At 27.9% G+C, this 20,089-nt stretch carries 13 protein-coding genes, 3 tRNA genes and 1 other annotated feature; of the genes, 1 reads left to right on the top strand and 15 read right to left on the bottom strand.

Annotated elements, in window-relative coordinates; all coding sequences use genetic code 11:
- Positions 1-543: 543 nt before the first annotated feature.
- Positions 544-1,548 carry a DUF5050 domain-containing protein gene (locus RYM86_RS17180; RefSeq protein WP_315082027.1) on the top strand — a complete coding sequence of 335 codons (1,005 nt, stop codon included), beginning with the start codon at positions 544-546 and terminating at the stop codon, positions 1,546-1,548.
- A 370-nt stretch (positions 1,549-1,918) separates the two neighbouring features.
- Here RYM86_RS17180 and murD read toward each other — a convergent pair whose 3' ends face one another.
- The 15 genes from murD to spoIIE all read right to left on the bottom strand — a co-directional run bounded on the left by murD (position 1,919) and on the right by spoIIE (position 19,585).
- A complete protein-coding gene (murD, locus tag RYM86_RS17175; protein WP_315082026.1) occupies positions 1,919-3,295 on the bottom strand; it encodes a UDP-N-acetylmuramoyl-L-alanine--D-glutamate ligase in 1,377 nt (458 codons plus the stop codon).
- 187 nt (positions 3,296-3,482) lie between these two features.
- On the bottom strand, positions 3,483-4,874 hold the full coding sequence (locus RYM86_RS17170) for a glycine--tRNA ligase (RefSeq protein ID WP_315082025.1): 1,392 nt from the start codon (positions 4,872-4,874) through the stop codon (positions 3,483-3,485).
- A gap of 51 nt (positions 4,875-4,925) precedes the next feature.
- Positions 4,926-5,093, bottom strand: a binding site (T-box leader).
- A gap of 217 nt (positions 5,094-5,310) precedes the next feature.
- Positions 5,311-5,385: transfer RNA gene (locus RYM86_RS17165), tRNA-Asn, on the bottom strand.
- 324 nt (positions 5,386-5,709) lie between these two features.
- Positions 5,710-5,784 (bottom strand) — tRNA-Asn (locus RYM86_RS17160).
- Positions 5,785-6,108: 324 nt separating this feature from the next.
- Positions 6,109-6,183, bottom strand: a tRNA-Asn gene (locus RYM86_RS17155).
- A gap of 246 nt (positions 6,184-6,429) precedes the next feature.
- Positions 6,430-7,935: a lysine--tRNA ligase gene (gene lysS / locus RYM86_RS17150; protein ID WP_315082022.1), complete on the bottom strand. Its 1,506-nt coding sequence runs from the start codon at positions 7,933-7,935 to the stop codon at positions 6,430-6,432.
- A gap of 45 nt (positions 7,936-7,980) precedes the next feature.
- Positions 7,981-8,463, bottom strand: coding sequence for a transcription elongation factor GreA (greA, locus tag RYM86_RS17145; protein WP_315082021.1), 483 nt, complete (start codon positions 8,461-8,463; stop codon positions 7,981-7,983).
- 113 nt (positions 8,464-8,576) lie between these two features.
- Positions 8,577-9,401: a hypothetical protein gene (locus RYM86_RS17140; protein ID WP_315082020.1), complete on the bottom strand. Its 825-nt coding sequence runs from the start codon at positions 9,399-9,401 to the stop codon at positions 8,577-8,579.
- 67 nt (positions 9,402-9,468) lie between these two features.
- A complete protein-coding gene (gene dusB / locus RYM86_RS17135; RefSeq protein ID WP_315082019.1) occupies positions 9,469-10,434 on the bottom strand; it encodes a tRNA dihydrouridine synthase DusB in 966 nt (321 codons plus the stop codon).
- Positions 10,435-10,439: 5 nt separating this feature from the next.
- Positions 10,440-11,213 carry a type III pantothenate kinase gene (locus RYM86_RS17130; RefSeq protein WP_315082017.1) on the bottom strand — a complete coding sequence of 258 codons (774 nt, stop codon included), beginning with the start codon at positions 11,211-11,213 and terminating at the stop codon, positions 10,440-10,442.
- 127 nt (positions 11,214-11,340) lie between these two features.
- Positions 11,341-13,011, bottom strand: a complete 1,671-nt coding sequence (locus RYM86_RS17125; protein WP_315082015.1) for a formate--tetrahydrofolate ligase — start codon at positions 13,009-13,011, stop codon at positions 11,341-11,343.
- Between the two features lie 222 nt (positions 13,012-13,233).
- Positions 13,234-15,039 carry an ATP-dependent zinc metalloprotease FtsH gene (ftsH, locus tag RYM86_RS17120; protein ID WP_315082014.1) on the bottom strand — a complete coding sequence of 602 codons (1,806 nt, stop codon included), beginning with the start codon at positions 15,037-15,039 and terminating at the stop codon, positions 13,234-13,236.
- Between the two features lie 73 nt (positions 15,040-15,112).
- Complete coding sequence (gene hpt, locus RYM86_RS17115) at positions 15,113-15,652, bottom strand: hypoxanthine phosphoribosyltransferase (protein WP_315082013.1); 540 nt, start codon at positions 15,650-15,652, stop codon at positions 15,113-15,115.
- 5 nt (positions 15,653-15,657) lie between these two features.
- Positions 15,658-17,064 carry a tRNA lysidine(34) synthetase TilS gene (gene tilS / locus RYM86_RS17110; RefSeq protein ID WP_315082012.1) on the bottom strand — a complete coding sequence of 469 codons (1,407 nt, stop codon included), beginning with the start codon at positions 17,062-17,064 and terminating at the stop codon, positions 15,658-15,660.
- A gap of 139 nt (positions 17,065-17,203) precedes the next feature.
- Positions 17,204-19,585, bottom strand: a complete 2,382-nt coding sequence (gene spoIIE, locus RYM86_RS17105; RefSeq protein ID WP_315082011.1) for a stage II sporulation protein E — start codon at positions 19,583-19,585, stop codon at positions 17,204-17,206.
- Positions 19,586-20,089 lie beyond the last annotated feature (504 nt).

Below are 20,089 nucleotides of genomic sequence, written 5' to 3'. Positions count from 1 at the left end.
GTTAGGCACGCCGCCAGCGTTCGTCCTGAGCCAGGATCAAACTCTCAATAAAAAATTTAATCTTGACTTACTCAAATAAAGAATTGCTGGTTTATTTTAATGTTTCTTGTTCTGTTCAATTTTCAAAGATCTTCGCTGTCTTTCGACTGCTTTATTATAATAACATTATCAGTTTCAGTTGTCAACATTTTTTTCAAATATTTTTAATCAACTTTCAACTAATTTTGCATTGTTGCTTCGACATTTATTTATCGCTCACAACGGATATTATGATATCATGATTATGTATTATCATATATACTTATTATAGCTTATTATAACAAATTAAACTATTTTTTCTCTATTTTTCTTTATTTATTTAACTTTTACGTATATTGATACACGTGGATGAGTTATTGCCTTATTATTCCCCCATAACACCCCAACACTCTAAAATACTACATATATTCTTTACTCTTTGTGTAAGTTATCATAATATTAATACTATAAATGTTAATAAAAATTATTAAATTAGCCTTTAATATATACTCGGGGGGATTTTTCATGATAAAAAAAACATTAAGCTTACTTTTATTATGTTCAACTTTATTTGTAGTAGGTTGTACTAAACAAGAAGAAAAACAAAACGTTGCTAAATCAAGTTCTAACATTTCTTCATCCAACGATTTAACTTCTAATGTAATTTCACCTTTTATACTAACTGATTCAACTTCTTTTCGTTGTCCTTTTGTATTTAACAATGAAACATTAATATTTCCTAATCCAGACGAGAACAATAGAATTTCAATGATAAATGCACCTCTTCCAAAGGACATATTAAAAAGTAGTGATTTAAATGACCTAGTTGATTATTATACTGGTGATTTAGCCTTAGTAAATGGCACTCTTTATTTTGCAGACGGAAGCAACTCTAATGGTTTATCTTCTATAAACGTTACTGATAAAACATATACTTCTTTAAATAAAGATTCTGTTTATAGTTTAATTTCTTCAAATGATAAATTATTCTATATAAACAAAAATGATAATCAAAAGTTATACAGTTATGACATAACCAAAAATGTATCTTCTGCACTATCTTTAGATAGTGTTGGATCTTTTATAGTTAATGGTGATTTTTTAATATATCAAAACTTAAGTGATAATTCAAAACTTTATTATGTTAAAAATGATGGTACTAATAGAACTAAATTAACTGACTATACTGCTAATAGCTTTACTCCATTCGATGGAGAAATCTTATTTTTTAATACGTCTGATAACGAAACATTATATTCATTAAATATAACAACTTTAGAGGCCAAAAGAATTTCTACTTTACGTGGAGAAAATTTGAAGTCTATAAATAATCAATTATTCTTCATAAATAATGATAATTCAAATTATTTATATTCTTTATCTGTAGATTTACCTAATTCTAAAGTTGATTCAAAATCTTATATTTCTGAGTCACTAAATAATTACTACTTAACTAATGCCGGAATATTCTATGAAAAAGCTATAAATATTAATAATATATATTATTATGAATTTTCTACAAAAAATTAAACAAAAAGACTGATGGTATTCTAGTATCATCAGTCTTTTCTTTATTATTGGGCTATGTTTTAAATATGTGTTGATATATGCATAAACAAAGTGGACTGAGTAATTGAACTTAGGAATACTAAAATGAGTATTGTCCCATTTTAGCTTGCTCCCAATATAAAATTGGGACAAGCAGTAAATGTGACAATACTCATTAACTATTCTCAAAATCCAATTACAATGCCACTTTGCCTATTGCATATATCAACACTCTGCTAAAACATAACCTATTATTTAAATCATTCTGTTTTTACTTTTCATTGATATTAAAATGATTTCCTTTGTACATGAACTTTATACTAAATTATCTAGATATTTTTAAAATAATACATTATAAATTATTAACTATCTCTTTAAATTTATTTCCCCTAATCATAAAATTAGGGAACATATCAAAAGATGCACAAGCTGGTGATAATGTAACTATATCCCCTTGTTTTGCTAAACTTTGTGCTTTTTTAACTGCTTCTTCTAAAGTACTTACTTCTGAAATGTTTATTTTTATTCCTTTATTGTTTTCTAATTCTTTAAATACTTCTTTTATTTTTTCTTTAGTTTTGCCTAATAAAATCAATTCTTTTATATAAGGATATCCTTCATTAGCTAATGGTTCAAATGCCAAATGCTTATCATATCCCCCTGCAATTAGTATTACTTTTTTATCAAAAGCTTTAAGACCAGCTAATGTTCTAGTTGGGCTTGAAGCTATTGAATCATTATAATACTTAACTTCATTTAATTCTCTAACAAGTTCACATCTATGTTCAACTCCATTAAAGTTTTCTGCAACTTTTTTCATATTTTCTATAGATACATCATCTTTAGTAGCTATAAACGCAGCTAAATAATTTTCTACATTATGCATACCTTTTATAACTATATTATCTTTATTGCAAACTTCTTTACCATCTACATATAGAATACCCTCTTTATAATAAGCACCATCTTTTATTTCTCGCTTAGAGCTAAATTCTCTTACTATCCCCTTAGCTTCAGATTTAAATTCATAAGTGATTTCATTTTCATGATTTATCACTAATGTATTAGTAGTATCTTGATATAAGAATATATTTTTCTTAGCATCAATATACTCTTGCATATCCTTATGCATATCTAGGTGATTTGGAGCTAAATTAGTACATACCGCTATATCCATTGGTAAATTCATAGTCATCAACTGAAAACTTGATAATTCAAGTACAACTCTATCCTCTGCCTTTATTTCTTCAATTTGAGCAAATAGAGGAGTTCCTATATTACCTCCAACCCAAGTTTTGTATCCTTCTTCTTGTAGCATTTTAGATATTATAGTAGTTGTAGTAGTTTTTCCGTCACTTCCTGTTATTCCATATATCTTGGCTTTACAATATCTTACGAACTCTTCCATTTCAGAAGTTACATATGCACCTTCTTTTTTAACTTTAACTAAAGATTCACTATCTATTCTCATAGACGGAGTTTTGAAAACAACATCAAATCCTGTAAGTTTATCTAAATAGTTTTCCCCTAATTCTAGATTTACACCCTTATTTTTAAAATCAACAGCTACTTCATCTAATTCTTCTTCTGTTTTTTTATCAAATGCTGTTACTTCTGCACCTAATTTAATTAAAAAATTAATAAGTGGAATATTACTTACTCCTATTCCTACAACACCAACTCTTTTTTTATATATAAAGTTTTTAAATTTTTTAAAATCCTCTTTCATGTTTTGCCTCCAAATAAATATGGTTATAATCTATACTATTTATATATTATTAAAATTCCCCATATGTTATAAATTATAACATCCTTTTTTCCACATTTTATTACATGTGTAAAAAGTCATTTTAAACTAAGAACTATCCTAGCTTAAAATGACCTATAACAAATATTACTTTATAAGGAAATTCAAATTAAAATTCTAAACTTTTTTCTATATAAGCTTCTAATTCAGACATTTTAATTCTTTCTTGCTCCATAGTATCTCTATTTCTGATAGTAACACATTGATCTTCTAATGTATCAAAATCTATTGTTATACAATATGGAGTTCCTATTTCATCTTGTCTTCTATATCTCTTTCCTATACTTCCTGTTTCATCAAAATCAATATTGAATTTTTTGCTTAAGCTAGAATACACTTCTAAAGCATTTTCTGAAAGCTTTTTAGAAAGAGGTAATATAGCTGCTTTAAACGGAGCTAGTGCTGGATGTAAATGTAATACAGTTCTATAATCTCCTCCATCTAATTCTTCTTCATCATAAGCTTCAATTAAAAATGCTAAAGTAACTCTATCTGCACCTAATGATGGTTCTATAACATAAGGTATGTATTTTTCATTAGTAGTTTGGTCTAAGTAATTTAAATCTTGACCTGAGTGTTCTTGATGCTTTCTTAAGTCATAGTCTGTTCTATCAGCTATACCCCAAAGCTCACCCCAACCAAATGGGAATAAATATTCTATATCAGATGTTGCATTAGAATAGAAAGATAATTCTTCTTCACCATGATCTCTCATTCTTAAGTTTTCAGTTTTTACATTTAAATTAAGTAAAAAACTCCAACAATAATCTTTCCAGTATTTATGCCATTCTAAATCTGTTCCTGGTTTACAGAAGAATTCTAATTCCATTTGTTCAAATTCTCTTGTTCTAAATGTAAAATTTCCTGGAGTAATTTCATTTCTAAATGATTTACCTACTTGAGCTATTCCAAATGGTACTTTTTTTCTAGAACTTCTTTGAACAGCTTTAAAGTTTACAAATATACCTTGAGCCGTTTCTGGTCTTAAATAAATTTCTGATTTAGCATCTTCTGTAACACCTTGGAATGTTTTAAACATAAGGTTGAACTTTCTTATGTCTGTGTAGTTCATCTTTCCACATTTAGGACAAACTATATTATTACTTTCAATGTATTCTTTTAATTGTTCATTAGTCCATCCATCAGCAGATGCTACTTCTGCACCATTTTCTGTCATATGATCTTCAACTATCTTATCAGCTCTAAATCTAGCTTTACATTCTTTACAATCCATTAATGGATCTGAAAATCCACCAACATGACCTGAAGCTACCCAAACATCACTGTTCATTAAGATAGCTGAATCAAGACCTACATTATAAGGACTTTCTTGTACAAACTTCTTCCACCAAGCTTTTTTAACGTTATTCTTAAATTCTACTCCTAAAGGACCGTAATCCCATGAGTTCGCTAATCCACCATATATATCTGATCCTGGGAATACAAAACCTCTATTTTTACAAAGAGCTACAATCTTATCCATTGTCTTTTCTACTGCCATTCTTTCTTACCTCCAATTTATTTTCATAAAATAAAAAAAGCCCTATAACCACAAAGGGACGAAATATTAATTCCGCGGTTCCACCCTTCTTGGCTTAAGCCCAACTTTATTCTTATTACACTCAAAAGCTCCATTCATTTCAATATTATAATGATTTCCACCAAACATCATCTCTCTAAAAAAAACATTAAAATTACTAATCTTTTTCACTGTGCATATTCAATTATATATTAATTTTATCAAAAGGCTTTTAGATGTCAAGTAAAAACATTATATTATTAATATATATGTTATTTTAAAATATAAACTCTTTTTATTAAAAAAGAGTTTTATAAAAATAGACTTTATCTACTTTTATAAAACTCCTATTAAAAACTATACATTTTATTATCTAATATAAACAGGATTAAATGCATATTGTTTTCGGATAAAAAAATGGCTCCGCGAAGAGGACTCGAACCTCCAACCTATCGGTTAACAGCCGAGTGCTCCACCATTGAGCTATCGCGGAACGTCATTACTTTTACTATTATATCAGACTATTATAATATTGCAACCCCTTTTTGAAACTTTTTTTGCTTTTTTATAATTTACATTTTAGCTGATAACTTTTTTATATTTTATACAACTCTAAATTTTTATGTCTATAGATATATATTCAACATTTTAATTATTAACTAAACAAAAATGAATATTAGTAGTTTGTTTTTATCACACGAAAAAGAGTTTTATAAAAATAGACTTTATCTACTTTTATAAAACTCCTATTAAAAACTATACATTTTATTATCTAATATAAACAGGATTAAATGCATATTGTTTTCGGATAAAAAAATGGCTCCGCGAAGAGGACTCGAACCTCCAACCTATCGGTTAACAGCCGAGTGCTCCACCATTGAGCTATCGCGGAACGTCATTACTTTTACTATTATATCAGACTATTATAATATTGCAACCCCTTTTTGAAACTTTTTTTGCTTTTTTATAATTTACATTTTAGCTGATAACTTTTTTATATTTTATACAACTCTAAATTTTTATGTCTATAGATATATATTCAACATTTTAATTATTAACTAAACAAAAATGAATATTAGTAGTTTGTTTTTATCACACGAAAAAGAGTTTTATAAAAATAGACTTTATCTACTTTTATAAAACTCCTATTAAAAACTATACATTTTATTATCTAATATAAACAGGATTAAATGCATATTGTTTTCGGATAAAAAAATGGCTCCGCGAAGAGGACTCGAACCTCCAACCTATCGGTTAACAGCCGAGTGCTCCACCATTGAGCTATCGCGGAACGTCATTACCTAATCTATTATAACAGATTTTTTATAAATCTCAACCCTTTTTTATAAAAAATTTGTTAATTAAGCTATATTTTAAGATAATATTGATATATTCATAGGTAAAGTGACATTATAACTTTACTTATCTCTATATAAACCTTCTGCTAAAACATAGCCTTTAATTAATAATCTTTTATATGTCAAAAGTCCCATAATATTATAATATGGGACTTTTGATAAAATTAAATTATTTAATACTATTTTTGTGGTCTCATCGTTGGGAATAATAGAACATCTCTAATCGATGTTGAATCTGTTAAGAACATTATAAGTCTATCTATACCTATTCCTAATCCACCTGTTGGAGGCATACCTGTTTCTAATGCGCTCATAAATTGTTCATCCATCATGTAAGCTTCATCATCACCAAGTTCTCTATCCTTTTCTTGCTGTTCAAATCTTTGTCTTTGAACTATAGGATCATTTAATTCTGAATAAGCATTACAAATTTCTCTACCAAATACAAAGCCTTCAAATCTTTCAGTTAGTTCTGGATTTCCTCTCTTCTTTTTAGTAAGAGGTGATACTTCTACTGGATAATCAATAACAAAAGTAGGTTGAATCATATTTGCTTCACCAAATTCTTCATATAATGAATTTAATACTTCACCTTTTGTAATTGTATTTAAAGGTTTAGCAAATTCTAAATGTTTTTCTTTAGCTATTGCTTGTGCTTCTTCATTAGTTTTTACTTCATTGAAATCTACGCCTGCATGTTCTTTTACAACATCAACCATAGTTATTCTTCTCCATGGTGGAGTAAAGTCTATTTCTGTTCCTTCATAAATAACTTTAGTTGTACCATTTACTTTTTCACATACGTATGCAACCATATTTTCTGTGATTTCCATCATATCATTATAATCTGAATAAGCTTCGTATAATTCAATAACAGTAAATTCCGGATTATGTCTTACTGACATTCCTTCATTTCTAAAGTTTCTTCCTATTTCATATACTTTTTCAAAACCAGCTACAATTAATCTTTTAAGATATAATTCAGTTGCTATTCTTAAATACATATTCATATCTAAAGTATTATGATGAGTTATAAATGGTTTGGCAGCAGCTCCTCCTGCAATTGGTGAAAGTATAGGAGTTTCAACTTCTAAGAATCCTTTATTATCTAGGAATTCTCTTATTCCTGAAATAATTTTACTTCTTTTTATAAAAGTTTCTTTTACTTCTGGATTAGTTATTATATCTACTTCTCTTTGTCTATATCTTAAATCTGGATCTTTTAATCCATGCCATTTTTCTGGTAATGGTTTTAAAGACTTACAAATTAATTCAAAGTTAGATACTTTAACAGATACTTCTCCTGTTTTTGTAGTAAATACTTCTCCTGTTGCTACAACCCAATCTCCTAGATCATAAGTTTTATATGCTTTTAAACTTTCTTCTCCTACAAGATCGATTTTTATAAATAATTGAATTTTTCCATCTCTATCATGAATATCTGAAAAGACAACTTTTCCTTGTCCTCTCTTTGACATTATTCTTCCTGCAACTGTTACACTTTTTCCTTCTAATTCTTCATAATTAGATTTAACTTCTTCTGATGTATGAGTTCTTTCTACTTTATAAACATCAAAAGGATCCTTACCAGCTTCTTGTAAATCTGCTAATTTAGTTCTTCTTAATGCTTCTTGTTCATTATACTGAGATTCCAATTCACTTATATTCATTTCCTCAGTTGACATATTATCCCTCCGTTAATCGCTTCTTATATTTAAGACGTTCCCCTTTTAGCCTCTTTGTATATCTAAAATTTCGAACTTACTTACTCCATCTGGAACTACAACATCTACTATATCACCAATTTTCTTTCCTACTAAAGCTTTTCCAACTGGTGATTCATTTGATATTTTAAAACTCATAGGATCTGCTTCTGCTGAACCTACGATTGAATATTCAACTTCTTCATCAAAATCATAATCTTTAACTTTAACTTTTGATCCAACTGAAACTATATCTTTTGGAATTTCTGATTCATCAACTACAACTGCATTCTTAAGCTTATTTTCTAATTGTAGTATTTTTCCTTCTGTAAATGCTTGGTCGTTTTTAGCTTCATCATATTCTGAATTTTCGCTTAAATCTCCATAACCCAAAGCAACTTTTATCTTTTCAGTTATTTCTTTTCTTTTTACAGTTTTTAAATATTCTAATTCACCTTCTAATTTCTTAACACCTTCGTAAGTCATTACATATTGTTTTGGTTCACTCATATTTTACTCCCCTTCAATCACCTTAAATTTTTTTATATTTAAGTGCCTATTTCGGCATTATACTCAAAATCATTAACTAATTATAAATCAGGGTATCATATATGTCAACAAACCTACTGATTGCCTAATATGATTTCATCATCATTATACAGTATTGATTCAAGTGTAATATCATTACTTTTTAATATTTCATGAATACTTCTCTTTTTTTGTTTTCTAATTATAGAAGCTACTAGTTGTGGTGGCATTTCTTTTAATGATATATCCCACGGTACCTTGTATAGTATACTATTTATAAATATACCTTTATTTAAATTATTTGGAAAATCCTTTATATACCACACATTATCACAACTATATTCTTTATTTTTAGATGTAACAACAAAATCTATATCTGGTAAATCATTTTCTTGTAATATTACCTCTATAGATAATCCATATTCACTTATAATAGTTTCTCTAATTTTTTCTATTTTATTAATGCTACTATTCAGTAAAATAACATTTCTGCCTTCTTTACCTAGCTCTTTAAGTATGCTTACTAATAATTTCTCGTCATCAATATCTACTAATATATTTGAATTTTTAATAGATTTATTAAGATTCATTAAAACAAACCTTATACTTTGCACTACACTATATGAAATAAATTCCTTTTGAAATTTACTTATATAATTTAAATTATATAAGTTTTTTCCATTCAAACTTAATTCATCATACTTTCCATTATATTTAGTTAATATTCTTGATAGATTTTTTTCATAAGCAATATCATTTAAATTAGATGGAATTTCTACTCTTTTTATAAGAATACCCAATTCCTCTATTTTTATATCTTTTAATTTTTTTGTTTTAAATATGTCAGTTATTTTAGTAAAGAAATTATATTTATTATATATACGTTTTTTATCTAAATATACATATAAAATAGTATCCATAAATAAAATTCTCCATAATATTGATATCAATATTATAGTATTCTAATAACTTTACAATAATTCTTATTTATAAAGTATTTTTATATTGTTCTAAAATACTCATAACTTCATCACTATCATTAAGAATATTTATTTGATTCTTAATTTCTGTAGATCTTGGAAGTCCTTTTATATACCAAGAAGCATGCTTTCTCATTTCTCTTATAGCTTTGTATTCCCCATCATTTTTAATAGCTAGTTCATAATGTCTTATGCACATATTAATTTTATCTTGATAAGAAATTTCTTCAACAGCTTTTCCATTCAAAGCATCTTGAATTTGTTTAAATATCCAAGGATTACCCATACTACCTCTTGCTATAAGTATTCCATCACAATTTGTTAATTCTTTCATTTTTATTGCATCTTCTGATGAGAATACATCTCCATTTCCTAAAACAGGAATAGAAACTGCCTCTTTAACCTTTTTTATTATCTCCCAATCTGAGTGACCTTCATACATTTGCTTTCTAGTTCTTCCATGAACAGCTATTGCATCTGCTCCAGCTTCTTCTAATGCTTTTCCAAACTCTACAGCATTTATATGTTCATCATCATATCCTTTTCTAAACTTTACTGTTACAGGTTTTTTAGAAACTTTTTTTATTGCTTTTACAATATCATGAGCCAAATCCGGTTCTAGCATAAGTGCTGATCCTTCTTTGTTCTTTACTATCTTAGGAGCTGGACATCCCATATTTATATCTATAATACAGACATCTTCTCTTGGATTTAAATATTTCTCACATATTTCTGCCATTATTTCAGGTTCTCGTCCAAATATTTGTACCGCTACTGGAGCTTCTTCATTAGATACTCTAAGTAGAGTTTGTGTATTCTCACTTCCATAATATAACGCCTTTGCACTAACCATTTCAGTGCAAACTAGCCCACAGCCCATTTCCTTACAAAGTCCTCTAAATGATAAATCTGTAACACCTGCCATAGGTGCTAAAAAAACATTATTATCAAAACTCAGATTTCCTATCTTCATTTGTTTTACTCCCTATTCTTTTTGTATAATATTTTTAATCCCTCTAATGTTAAATCTGAATCCACTTTATCTATTGCATCTGTTCCATTTGCTATTAAATTAGCTAAACCTCCTGTTGCTATAACATAAGGCTCTATTCCATCGCTCATTTCTTCTTTCATTTTCTTTACAATATATTCAACTTGCCCTATATATCCAAATAATACACCAGATTGTATACTCGAAACTGTATTTTTGCAAATTACTTTTTTAGGTACTTCTAATTCTACTCTTGGTAGTTTAGCTGCTCTTTCAAATAATGCATCTGCAGAAATTCTAAGTCCGGGGCATATACAACCTCCTAAATAATCTCCATTTTCAGTCACAGAACAAAAAGTTGTTGCTGTACCAAAATCTATTATAATTACTGGTCTTTTGTAAATTTCAAAAGCAGCAACTGCATTAACTATTCTGTCTGCACCTACTTCTTTAGGATTATCATACTTAATATTTATACCTGTTTTTATTCCAGGACCAACTATTATAGGTTCTTGACCAAAGCATCTTCTTAACATATTTTCTAAAGAATGCATTATATTGGGAACAACTGACGAAACAATAATACCTTTAACATCTTCTGGATTAAGATTATTTAAATTTAATAATTGCATTATTTGTATACTATACTCATCAGATGTCTTATTTCCTTCAGTGGAAATACGCCAACTTGCTATGTATTCTTTATCTTTATATACGCCTAAAACTATGTTAGTATTGCCTGCATCTACAAGTAGAATCATTAATAGCACCACCTTAATAATATTAAAATTAAAAGCAGCCCTAAAGCTGCCTTAATTTAGTAATTTACTTTAAAATAACAATTTAATTTTAACAATTTACATTAATTTGTCAAGGGTTTCATATAAATTAAAATAATCCAACTATTTCACCATCTTTAAGTACATCCATCTTATTTGCAGCTGGAACTTTTGGTAATCCTGGCATAGTCATTATATTGCCTGTTTGAACTACTATAAATCCTGCTCCATTAGATACTCTAATTTCTTGAACATTAATATTAAACCCTTTTGGTTTAGCTAATAAATTCGGATTATCTGATAATGAATATTGAGTTTTAGCCATACATATAGGTAATTTATCTAAATTAAATTTAACTAATTCACCAATTTGTTTTTTAGCTTCGTTACTATATACAACACCATCAGCTCCATAGATTTCCTTTGCTATAGTTAATATCTTTTCTTCTATATCTTTATCAACATCATAAAGAGTTTTAAAATTAGATTTATCATTTTCTATAACATCTAATACAGCTTTACCTAATTCGATTCCGCCATCTCCACCTTTTGCCCAAACATCAGAAAGTGCTACTTTCACACCTAACTTTTCACAGAAGTCTTTTATAAATTCAACTTCTTCATCGCTATCACTAACAAATTTGTTTATAGCTACTACAGGTTCTACATTAAATTTTTTAATATTTTCTATTTGTTTCTCTAAGTTAGCTATTCCAACCTTTAAAGCTTCAACATTCGGAATGTTTAAATCAGTTTTAAATACTCCACCATGATGCTTTAATGCTCTAATTGTAGCAACTACAACTACACAACAAGGTTTTAAGTTTCCATATCTACATTTTATATCAAAAAACTTCTCAGCACCTAAATCTGCACCAAATCCTGCTTCTGTAACTACTATGTCTCCTAATTTAAGTGATAATTTAGTGGCCATTATAGAATTACATCCATGTGCTATATTTGCAAAAGGTCCTCCATGTATCAATGCTGGAGTATTTTCTAACGTTTGAACTAAATTAGGTTTAATAGCATCTTTCATTAATAATGCCATAGCACCTTGAACTTCTAACTGTTTTGCATATACAGGATTCCCATCTAAATCATATGCTATTAGTATATCTCCCATTCTATGTTTTAAATCTTCTAAATCACTAGCTAAACAAAGTATAGCCATTATTTCTGAAGCAACAGTTATTGTAAAACCATCTTCTCTTACAAAACCATTGATTTTTCCACCCATACCAACAATGATTTTTCTTAATGATCTATCATTCATATCCATAACTCTTTTGAATATTATTCTTCTTGAGTCTATTCTTAAATTATTACCTTGATGTATATGATTATCTATTGCTGCTGATAATAAATTATTAGCAGATGTAATAGCGTGCATATCACCTGTAAAATGAAGGTTAATATCTTCCATTGGAACTACTTGTGCATATCCACCACCAGCAGCACCGCCCTTTATCCCAAATACAGGGCCTAATGAGGGTTCTCTTAATGCTATGACAGTGTTTTTACCCATCTTATTAAGAGCATCTCCTAAGCCTACTGTAACTGTTGATTTCCCTTCTCCTGCCGGAGTTGGGTTTATAGCTGTTACTAATACTAATTTTCCATCTGTATTATTTTTAACTTTATTATATACATCTAAAGAAACCTTACATTTGTATTTACCATAGTACTCAATATCCTCTTCATTTAAGCCTAACTTTTCTGCAACATTTCTAATATGTAACATTTCTGCTTCTTGTGCAATTTCTATATCAGTCTTCATCAAAAAACCTCCAATACTTTATTATATTAATTTTTAGCTTACTATTAATTGTATTATAGCATTTTCTTATAAAAGTCAAAAGATTATTTCGAATATTTAACATTTTATCAAATTTATTATTCGTATATGGTGGAAATTTTATAAAATTATAATTTTGTATAGTTTGTATTTATAATAAAAAAAGAGATTTTTAAAAGAATATCTTTTAAAAATCTCTTTACTTTAGTTATTTGCAAAAATTTCGTCAAACTCTTTACCTTCAATCTTTTCCTTTTCAAGTAAGGCTTGAGCTACTGCATGTAACTTATTTAAATTTCCATTCAATAATTTTTCTGCTTTAGTGTATGCTTCATCTATAAAATCTTTTATTTCATGATCTATTTTAGAACTAATATCTTCACTAAAGTTTCTACCTTTTCCTAAGTTTCTACCTAGGAAAACTTCACTATCATCAGAACCATAAGATATAGTACCAATTTTATCACTCATACCATATTCCATAACCATGCTTCTTGCAATAGCACTAGCTCTATCTATATCATTCTTTGCACCAGTACTTATATCTCCAAGTATTAAATGCTCTGCAACTCTTCCACCAAGTAAACCTATCATATCATTTTTAAGCTTAGATTTTGAAGTATAAGCTCTATCCTCATTAGGAAGTTGCATTGTATATCCTCCAGCTCTTCCTCTTGGAATTATACTGATTTCATGTACTTTATCTGAATTAGGAAGTAATTTCATAACAACTGCATGCCCTGCCTCATGATAAGCCGTTAATTTTTTATCATGATCTGTTATAACTCTACTCTTCTTTTCAGGACCTGCTATAACTCTTGTTATAGCTTCTTCCATGTCTTGCATTGATATTCTCTTTTTATCTCTTCTTACTGCAAGAAGAGCTGCTTCATTAGCTAAATTTTCTAAATCTGCCCCTGAGAATCCTGGAGTTCTTTTGGCTAATACATTTAATTCAACACTTTCTTCAAGTGGTTTTTTTCTTGTGTGAACTTTAAGAATCTCTTCTCTTCCTTTTACATCAGGTATTCCTACAAGAACTTGCCTATCAAATCTACCTGGTCTTAATAGTGCAGGGTCTAGGATATCTGGTCTATTAGTTGCAGCTATCATTATTATTCCTTCATTAGCTCCAAATCCATCCATTTCAACTAAAAGTTGATTTAGAGTTTGCTCTCTTTCATCGTGACCACCGCCTAAACCAGCACCTCTTTGTCTTCCTACCGCATCAATTTCATCTATAAATATTAAACAAGGAGCATTTTTCTTAGCATCCTCAAATAAACTTCTAACTCTTGATGCACCAACACCAACAAACATTTCAACGAAATCAGATCCTGATATACTAAAGAAAGGTACTCCTGCTTCACCAGATATAGCTTTAGCTAGTAAAGTTTTTCCTGTTCCCGGAGGTCCTACTAATAGTACACCTTTGGGGATTCTTGCACCTATTTCGATATATTTTGATGGTGTCTTTAAGAAATCCACAATTTCTTCTAATTCTGCTTTTTCTTCATCAGCTCCAGCAACATCTTTAAAAGTGACTTTTTGAGAATCAGGCATTGCCATTTTAGCTTTGCTTTTACCAAAATTCATTACGCCTCTTCCACCGCCACCACCTTGGGACTGTTGAGTAAATACAAATAAAAATACTAAGAAAATAACAACTAATAAAACACTTGGTATTAACGTTGTAAGCCACATTCCACTATTAGATGGTTGTTCAAAGCTTATTCTTACATCTGATTTAGGGCTTTCTTTAATTAAAGAAGTTATTAAATCATCTGGAACTACTGTAACAAAACTTTTATCATCCTTAGTCTTTCCTTCAACGGTCATTTTGTCTTGTTTTATAGTAATACTTTCAATTTGGTCTTGATTCCACTTTTGTTGGAACGAACTATATATTATACTATCTGAGCCTTTTCCTGTTTCCCACATAGCAACCGATGCTAAAATAAGCATAATCGAAACTACTGTCCACAAAGCTGCACTTGAATATTTTTTCATTCAAGGCCCCCCTTTCTTATACATGATTTTAATTTTACCATAGCACTATTCCAATTACAATAAATTGTAAATTCTATTTTTCATATACTTCTGGTTTTAATACTCCTATAAATGGTAGATTTCTATATTTTTCTGCATAATCAATTCCATACCCAACTATAAATGCATCAGGTACTTCAAAACCTATGTATTTTGCGTAAACTTCAGCTTTTCTTCTTGCAGACTTATTTAATAAAGACACTATTTCTATAGTATTAGCTTTTCTTGCTTTTAAATACTTTAATAAATAGCTAAGAGTAACTCCACTATCAACAATATCTTCTACTAATAAAATATCCTTTCCTTCAATGCTGTAATCTAAATCCTTTAAGATTCTTACCACTCCAGATGTTTCAGTAGAATTTCCATAACTTGATACAGCCATAAAATCTATTTCACATGGTATAGATATGTTTTTTATTAGTTCTGCTGCAAATAATACAGATCCCTTAAGTATTCCTACTACAACTAATTCTCTTCCTTTATAATCTACACTTATCTTTGCTGCTATCTCCTTTATTTTTTTATTCAAAGTTTCCTCATCAAATAATATCTCTTGTATATCTTCTCTCATAACTTCTATTCCTTTCTTTTAGCTACTATTTTTAATATATTTTTACTATTATTAGTTACTTTAAAGTTATCTGATATTTTTAATCCCACAATCCATCCTATATTATCATCAAAACAAATTAATGGTATTAAATCTCTATCTTCTTGTGGAACTTTCATGTTTATAAATATATCTTTTAATTTCTTTTGACCATTCATCCCTAAAGGTGTAATTTTATCTCCATTTTTTCTTGTTCTAAATAAAATATTTTCTTTTATATTATCTAAATCAAAATATTTTACTAAATTATTTTCTTTTAAATCAAGTAAATTATTAGATTTATTTTTTAAAATACTCATTACAAATTCATAATTATTAAAATGTATTGTATCTTCCCTTATACTTTTCTTATCTAAAAAAAATTCTGTTTTATCAATTTTAATATTTTCTTTTACTTTACTACTTATTTTTATATCACCATATATATTTTCTACATATATATTCTTTGGTAGATTTATACTCTTTCCTGTTTCTTTTTTAGATAATTCTAAAATATCATATATATGCTTCATTTCAAAATCATAATGAGATTTAGAATATTCAACAAGAGCAGTTCTTATAACTCGTGTTGCTATAGATTCATCTTCTTTAAATAATTCTTTCTTTAATATAAAAAATTTACTATCATTATTCTTTTTACAATATTCATTATAAACTTTAATACACAATCTCTCAATAAAAGCATTGTCTTTTTGTATTAATAATGACATTCTATTTAAAGTTTTAACTATATCTTCATTAAAATTATCCTGAATGTATGGAATTATATCTAACCTTATTTTATTTCTATTATAAATTTTTTCAAAGTTAGTCTTATCTATTCTAGGATTTAAATTTTTTTCTTCTATATATTTCTCAACTTCTTTTCTAGTAAGGCATAATATAGGTCTAATAATTTTATCTTCTCTACAAACCTTTATTCCACCTAATCCTTCAAGTCCAGTCCCTCTCATCAGTCTAAAAATTATAGTTTCTGCTTGATCATTAGCATTATGCGCAGTTGCTATTTTATTAAAACCTTCTTTTTTCAATATTTCATCAAAAAAATCATATCTCACATTTCTTCCAGCTAGCTCAGAAGATAATCTATGTTCTTTTGAATACTTATTTATATCAACCCTTTTCACATAATAAGGAATATTCATTTCCTTACATGTATTAATCACAAATTCTTCATCTTTAAAAGCATCTTCACCTCTTAATAAATGATTTAAATGAGCGGCTCCAATTTCTATATCAAGTTCTTCTCTCAATTCTTTTAATATATTTAACAAACATAAAGAGTCGGGTCCTCCAGAAAGAGCTACTAATATTTTATCTCCCGATTTTATAAGGTTATTATAAATAATATAAGATAATACTTTTTTCTTCAAAATTAACACTTCCTATTTTTTTTATACAACTTCTATTATAATACCTTATATTCATTTTAAATGTAAATATTTATAGTAGCAAAAGAACTAATCTACCCAATAAAAACTGCTGCATTTTTAATATACAGCAGTTTTACAATTAAACAGCATATACTTTAGAAACTAATACAGTCATATCATCTTTAAGCATATTTTCACTTAATGTCATAGCTTTTTGTAAAATATTCTCAGATAATTCTCTAGGATCTGTACAACAATCTTTCAAATATTCCTTAAGCCAAATAAAGTTTCCACTATTTAATTTATCTATATCTAAAATCCCATCACTAACACTTATTAAAATGTCGCCTGGCATTACTTCTTCTTTTATTACATCAAGCTCCATTTCATCAACAAGACCAAATGGTAAGTTTTTAGAATCTACTACTAATATATCATCTCCTCTTTTTATAAAACTTGATGCTGCTCCTATCTTCACAAAATTAACTTCTCCACTATATAAGTCTATCTTACTTAAATCTAAAGTGGCATATTTTTCACTTTCTGAAAATTTCATTCCGATTATAGAATTCACTGTATTGATTGTTACTTCTTCATCAAATCCAGCCTCCATAAATTTCTCTACTAAATCTACTGTAGATTTACTTTCCTTTTCTGCATCAGGACCTGATCCCATACCATCACTTAATATTGTCATATATGACCCATCTGTAACTTTTCCAAAACTATAACTATCGCCAGTGCGTGTTTCTCCTTGCTTTGACGCCATAGCACCATAAGAAATAACATTATATTTAGGCATTTCTTCTATTAATAAAGTACACGTATTTGTATCTTTATTAAAAAAATATCCATTGTCTATAATACATAAAGGAATATGCATTATATCATTAAGTAAAGGAATTAATTTATTTTCATAGTACTCGCAGTTTTCACACTCCTTAATTGTTAATTTTATTTTTACCCTTCCATTTTTATCGGTATAACAGAAAACATCATTGTATTCAATTGAACTTTTATTTAACCCCCTTTTCAATATTCTTTCTAAATCACTACAAATTGTTACCTCCCTTTTGAATTCATCTAATACATTACTTAAACTATAAGATATATTGGTTATATGACTTGATATAATTTGTCTTCCTTCACTAAATCTATCTTTAATATTTGAATTTACAATATGATTAGTTACTATATCCTGTGCACTCTTTAATAATGTAAAATGTTTTACACATGAATATTCTAGTGCTTTTGGTAATATTGGATTTTCTTCTTCCGCACTCTTTATAAGAGTTTGAAAAGAATTATAAGTACTATTAAAGTTCATTCTCCAACAAGAATTTTTCTTTTCACAATCTATACAAACCCTATCAGCTAAACTTTCTACAAATTCACAACTTTTATTTTTAATTAAAAGTCTATCATTATCATCCATATCTTCTAATGTTTTAGATACCTGATTTAACACACAAGTTAAATCCTTTAATTTTAAAGTAAATTCATCCTTTAATTCATTTAAGTGAATTTGATTTATACTTTCTTGTTTCTTTTCAGTATTTATTTCAAGTTCTATATTCTTATATAGATTTTTAGGTATAAATAAAAATATTGCTAAACTAGCCCCTACTTCTATTATAAATTTAGAATCTATACTTTCTGAGTAAAGTCCCAGAGCAAAATAAATTAGTATTCCGGAGAGAACAGAAAATATTTTACCAGTATCCTTAAATATACCTATAACTAATCCTCCTACGCCATAAAACCCTACTGATGCCATCATATTATTAGATGAACATCCCAAAATTATTCCCATAGCAACACCCATAGTTGCACCATAAGACGCACCACCAATGTATGCAATTGTTACTACCAATAATAAAGCTAGTACATTTCTTAGGGAACAATACTTTATACTTATATCTCCTATACCTGCAACAAATAAACAAAATAATATGGCCATACTTACTATCTCTTCAGATGTAAAAAAGTAATTGCTATTAATTTCATCAAAGCAATTAAACGAGTATTTAATAATGTAGTAAACAGGTAGTACTACAAGTGCATTAATCAATGCCAATGTTATGTTAACACCTAAATCATAATTATTAGCAAATACACCATAACCTATAAAGCTTAAAAAAACTATAAAAAAACTTGTAAACTCTTTCTTTCTTTTTTCAGATTTATTCAATACTTCGTAGTACAATGTCAATGCAGCTGCCGTAATTAAGTAAACCATTCCACCTGGCAGCTTAGAGTTTATAGTTACATAACCTAGCAACACTCCAATTGAGGCCATCGCCGTTTTGCTCCTATTACACTTTAATCCTATTACTATTAAATAGGCTATACCTAAAGGTGCTATACCATTGTTTTGTGTTTGATTAAATAATAAAGTTACTCTTGATAACAATAATCCAGCTATTAATATAAATATCATTCTTGATAATTCCATTTTTAATAAAAAACTTTTTTTTAATTTTTTATTTTTATATGCATTAACATTTAACTCATATTGCATATATAGCCCTCCTCTTTTTTCCAAATATTGTAATTTGATTATATCACTTAGAATTTAAGATTAATGTCATAAAATATACATTGGAAAATTTTTCGTTGGACAATATATTCCATATTTCTTTTAAATATTAATTGTAAATTTTTTACATAAAATATTATTAACAAATTGATATATCTAAAGTAATAGTTATTTTTATAATGGTTGGTTTAATAGAAAACAGACATGTTGTTTTTATATTAATTTGTCGTTTAAATATGTTTTTTAAAAATTTATGAGGATTTATTTTTTCATAATATATTTTTTTATGAATATATATAACTTTACATTTATTAATTCATAAGTATCTTGTGCATAGTTATCTTCTTAAATTCCTACACAAAAAATCTAACGAGGTTATTTATATTATTGTTTATAAACTTAAAATAAGATTTTTTTATTATATCTTTTATTTTTAATCGAGTAGGAGCTAAATAATTATTTTATTTAGCGTCCTCTCACACCACC

This window comes from uncultured Clostridium sp. (assembly GCF_963527835.1).
Taxonomy (GTDB): Bacteria; Bacillota; Clostridia; order Clostridiales; family Clostridiaceae; genus Clostridium.
The sequence above is the reverse complement of the archived record's forward strand: the minus strand, read 5'-3'. Positions and strand labels throughout refer to the sequence as shown.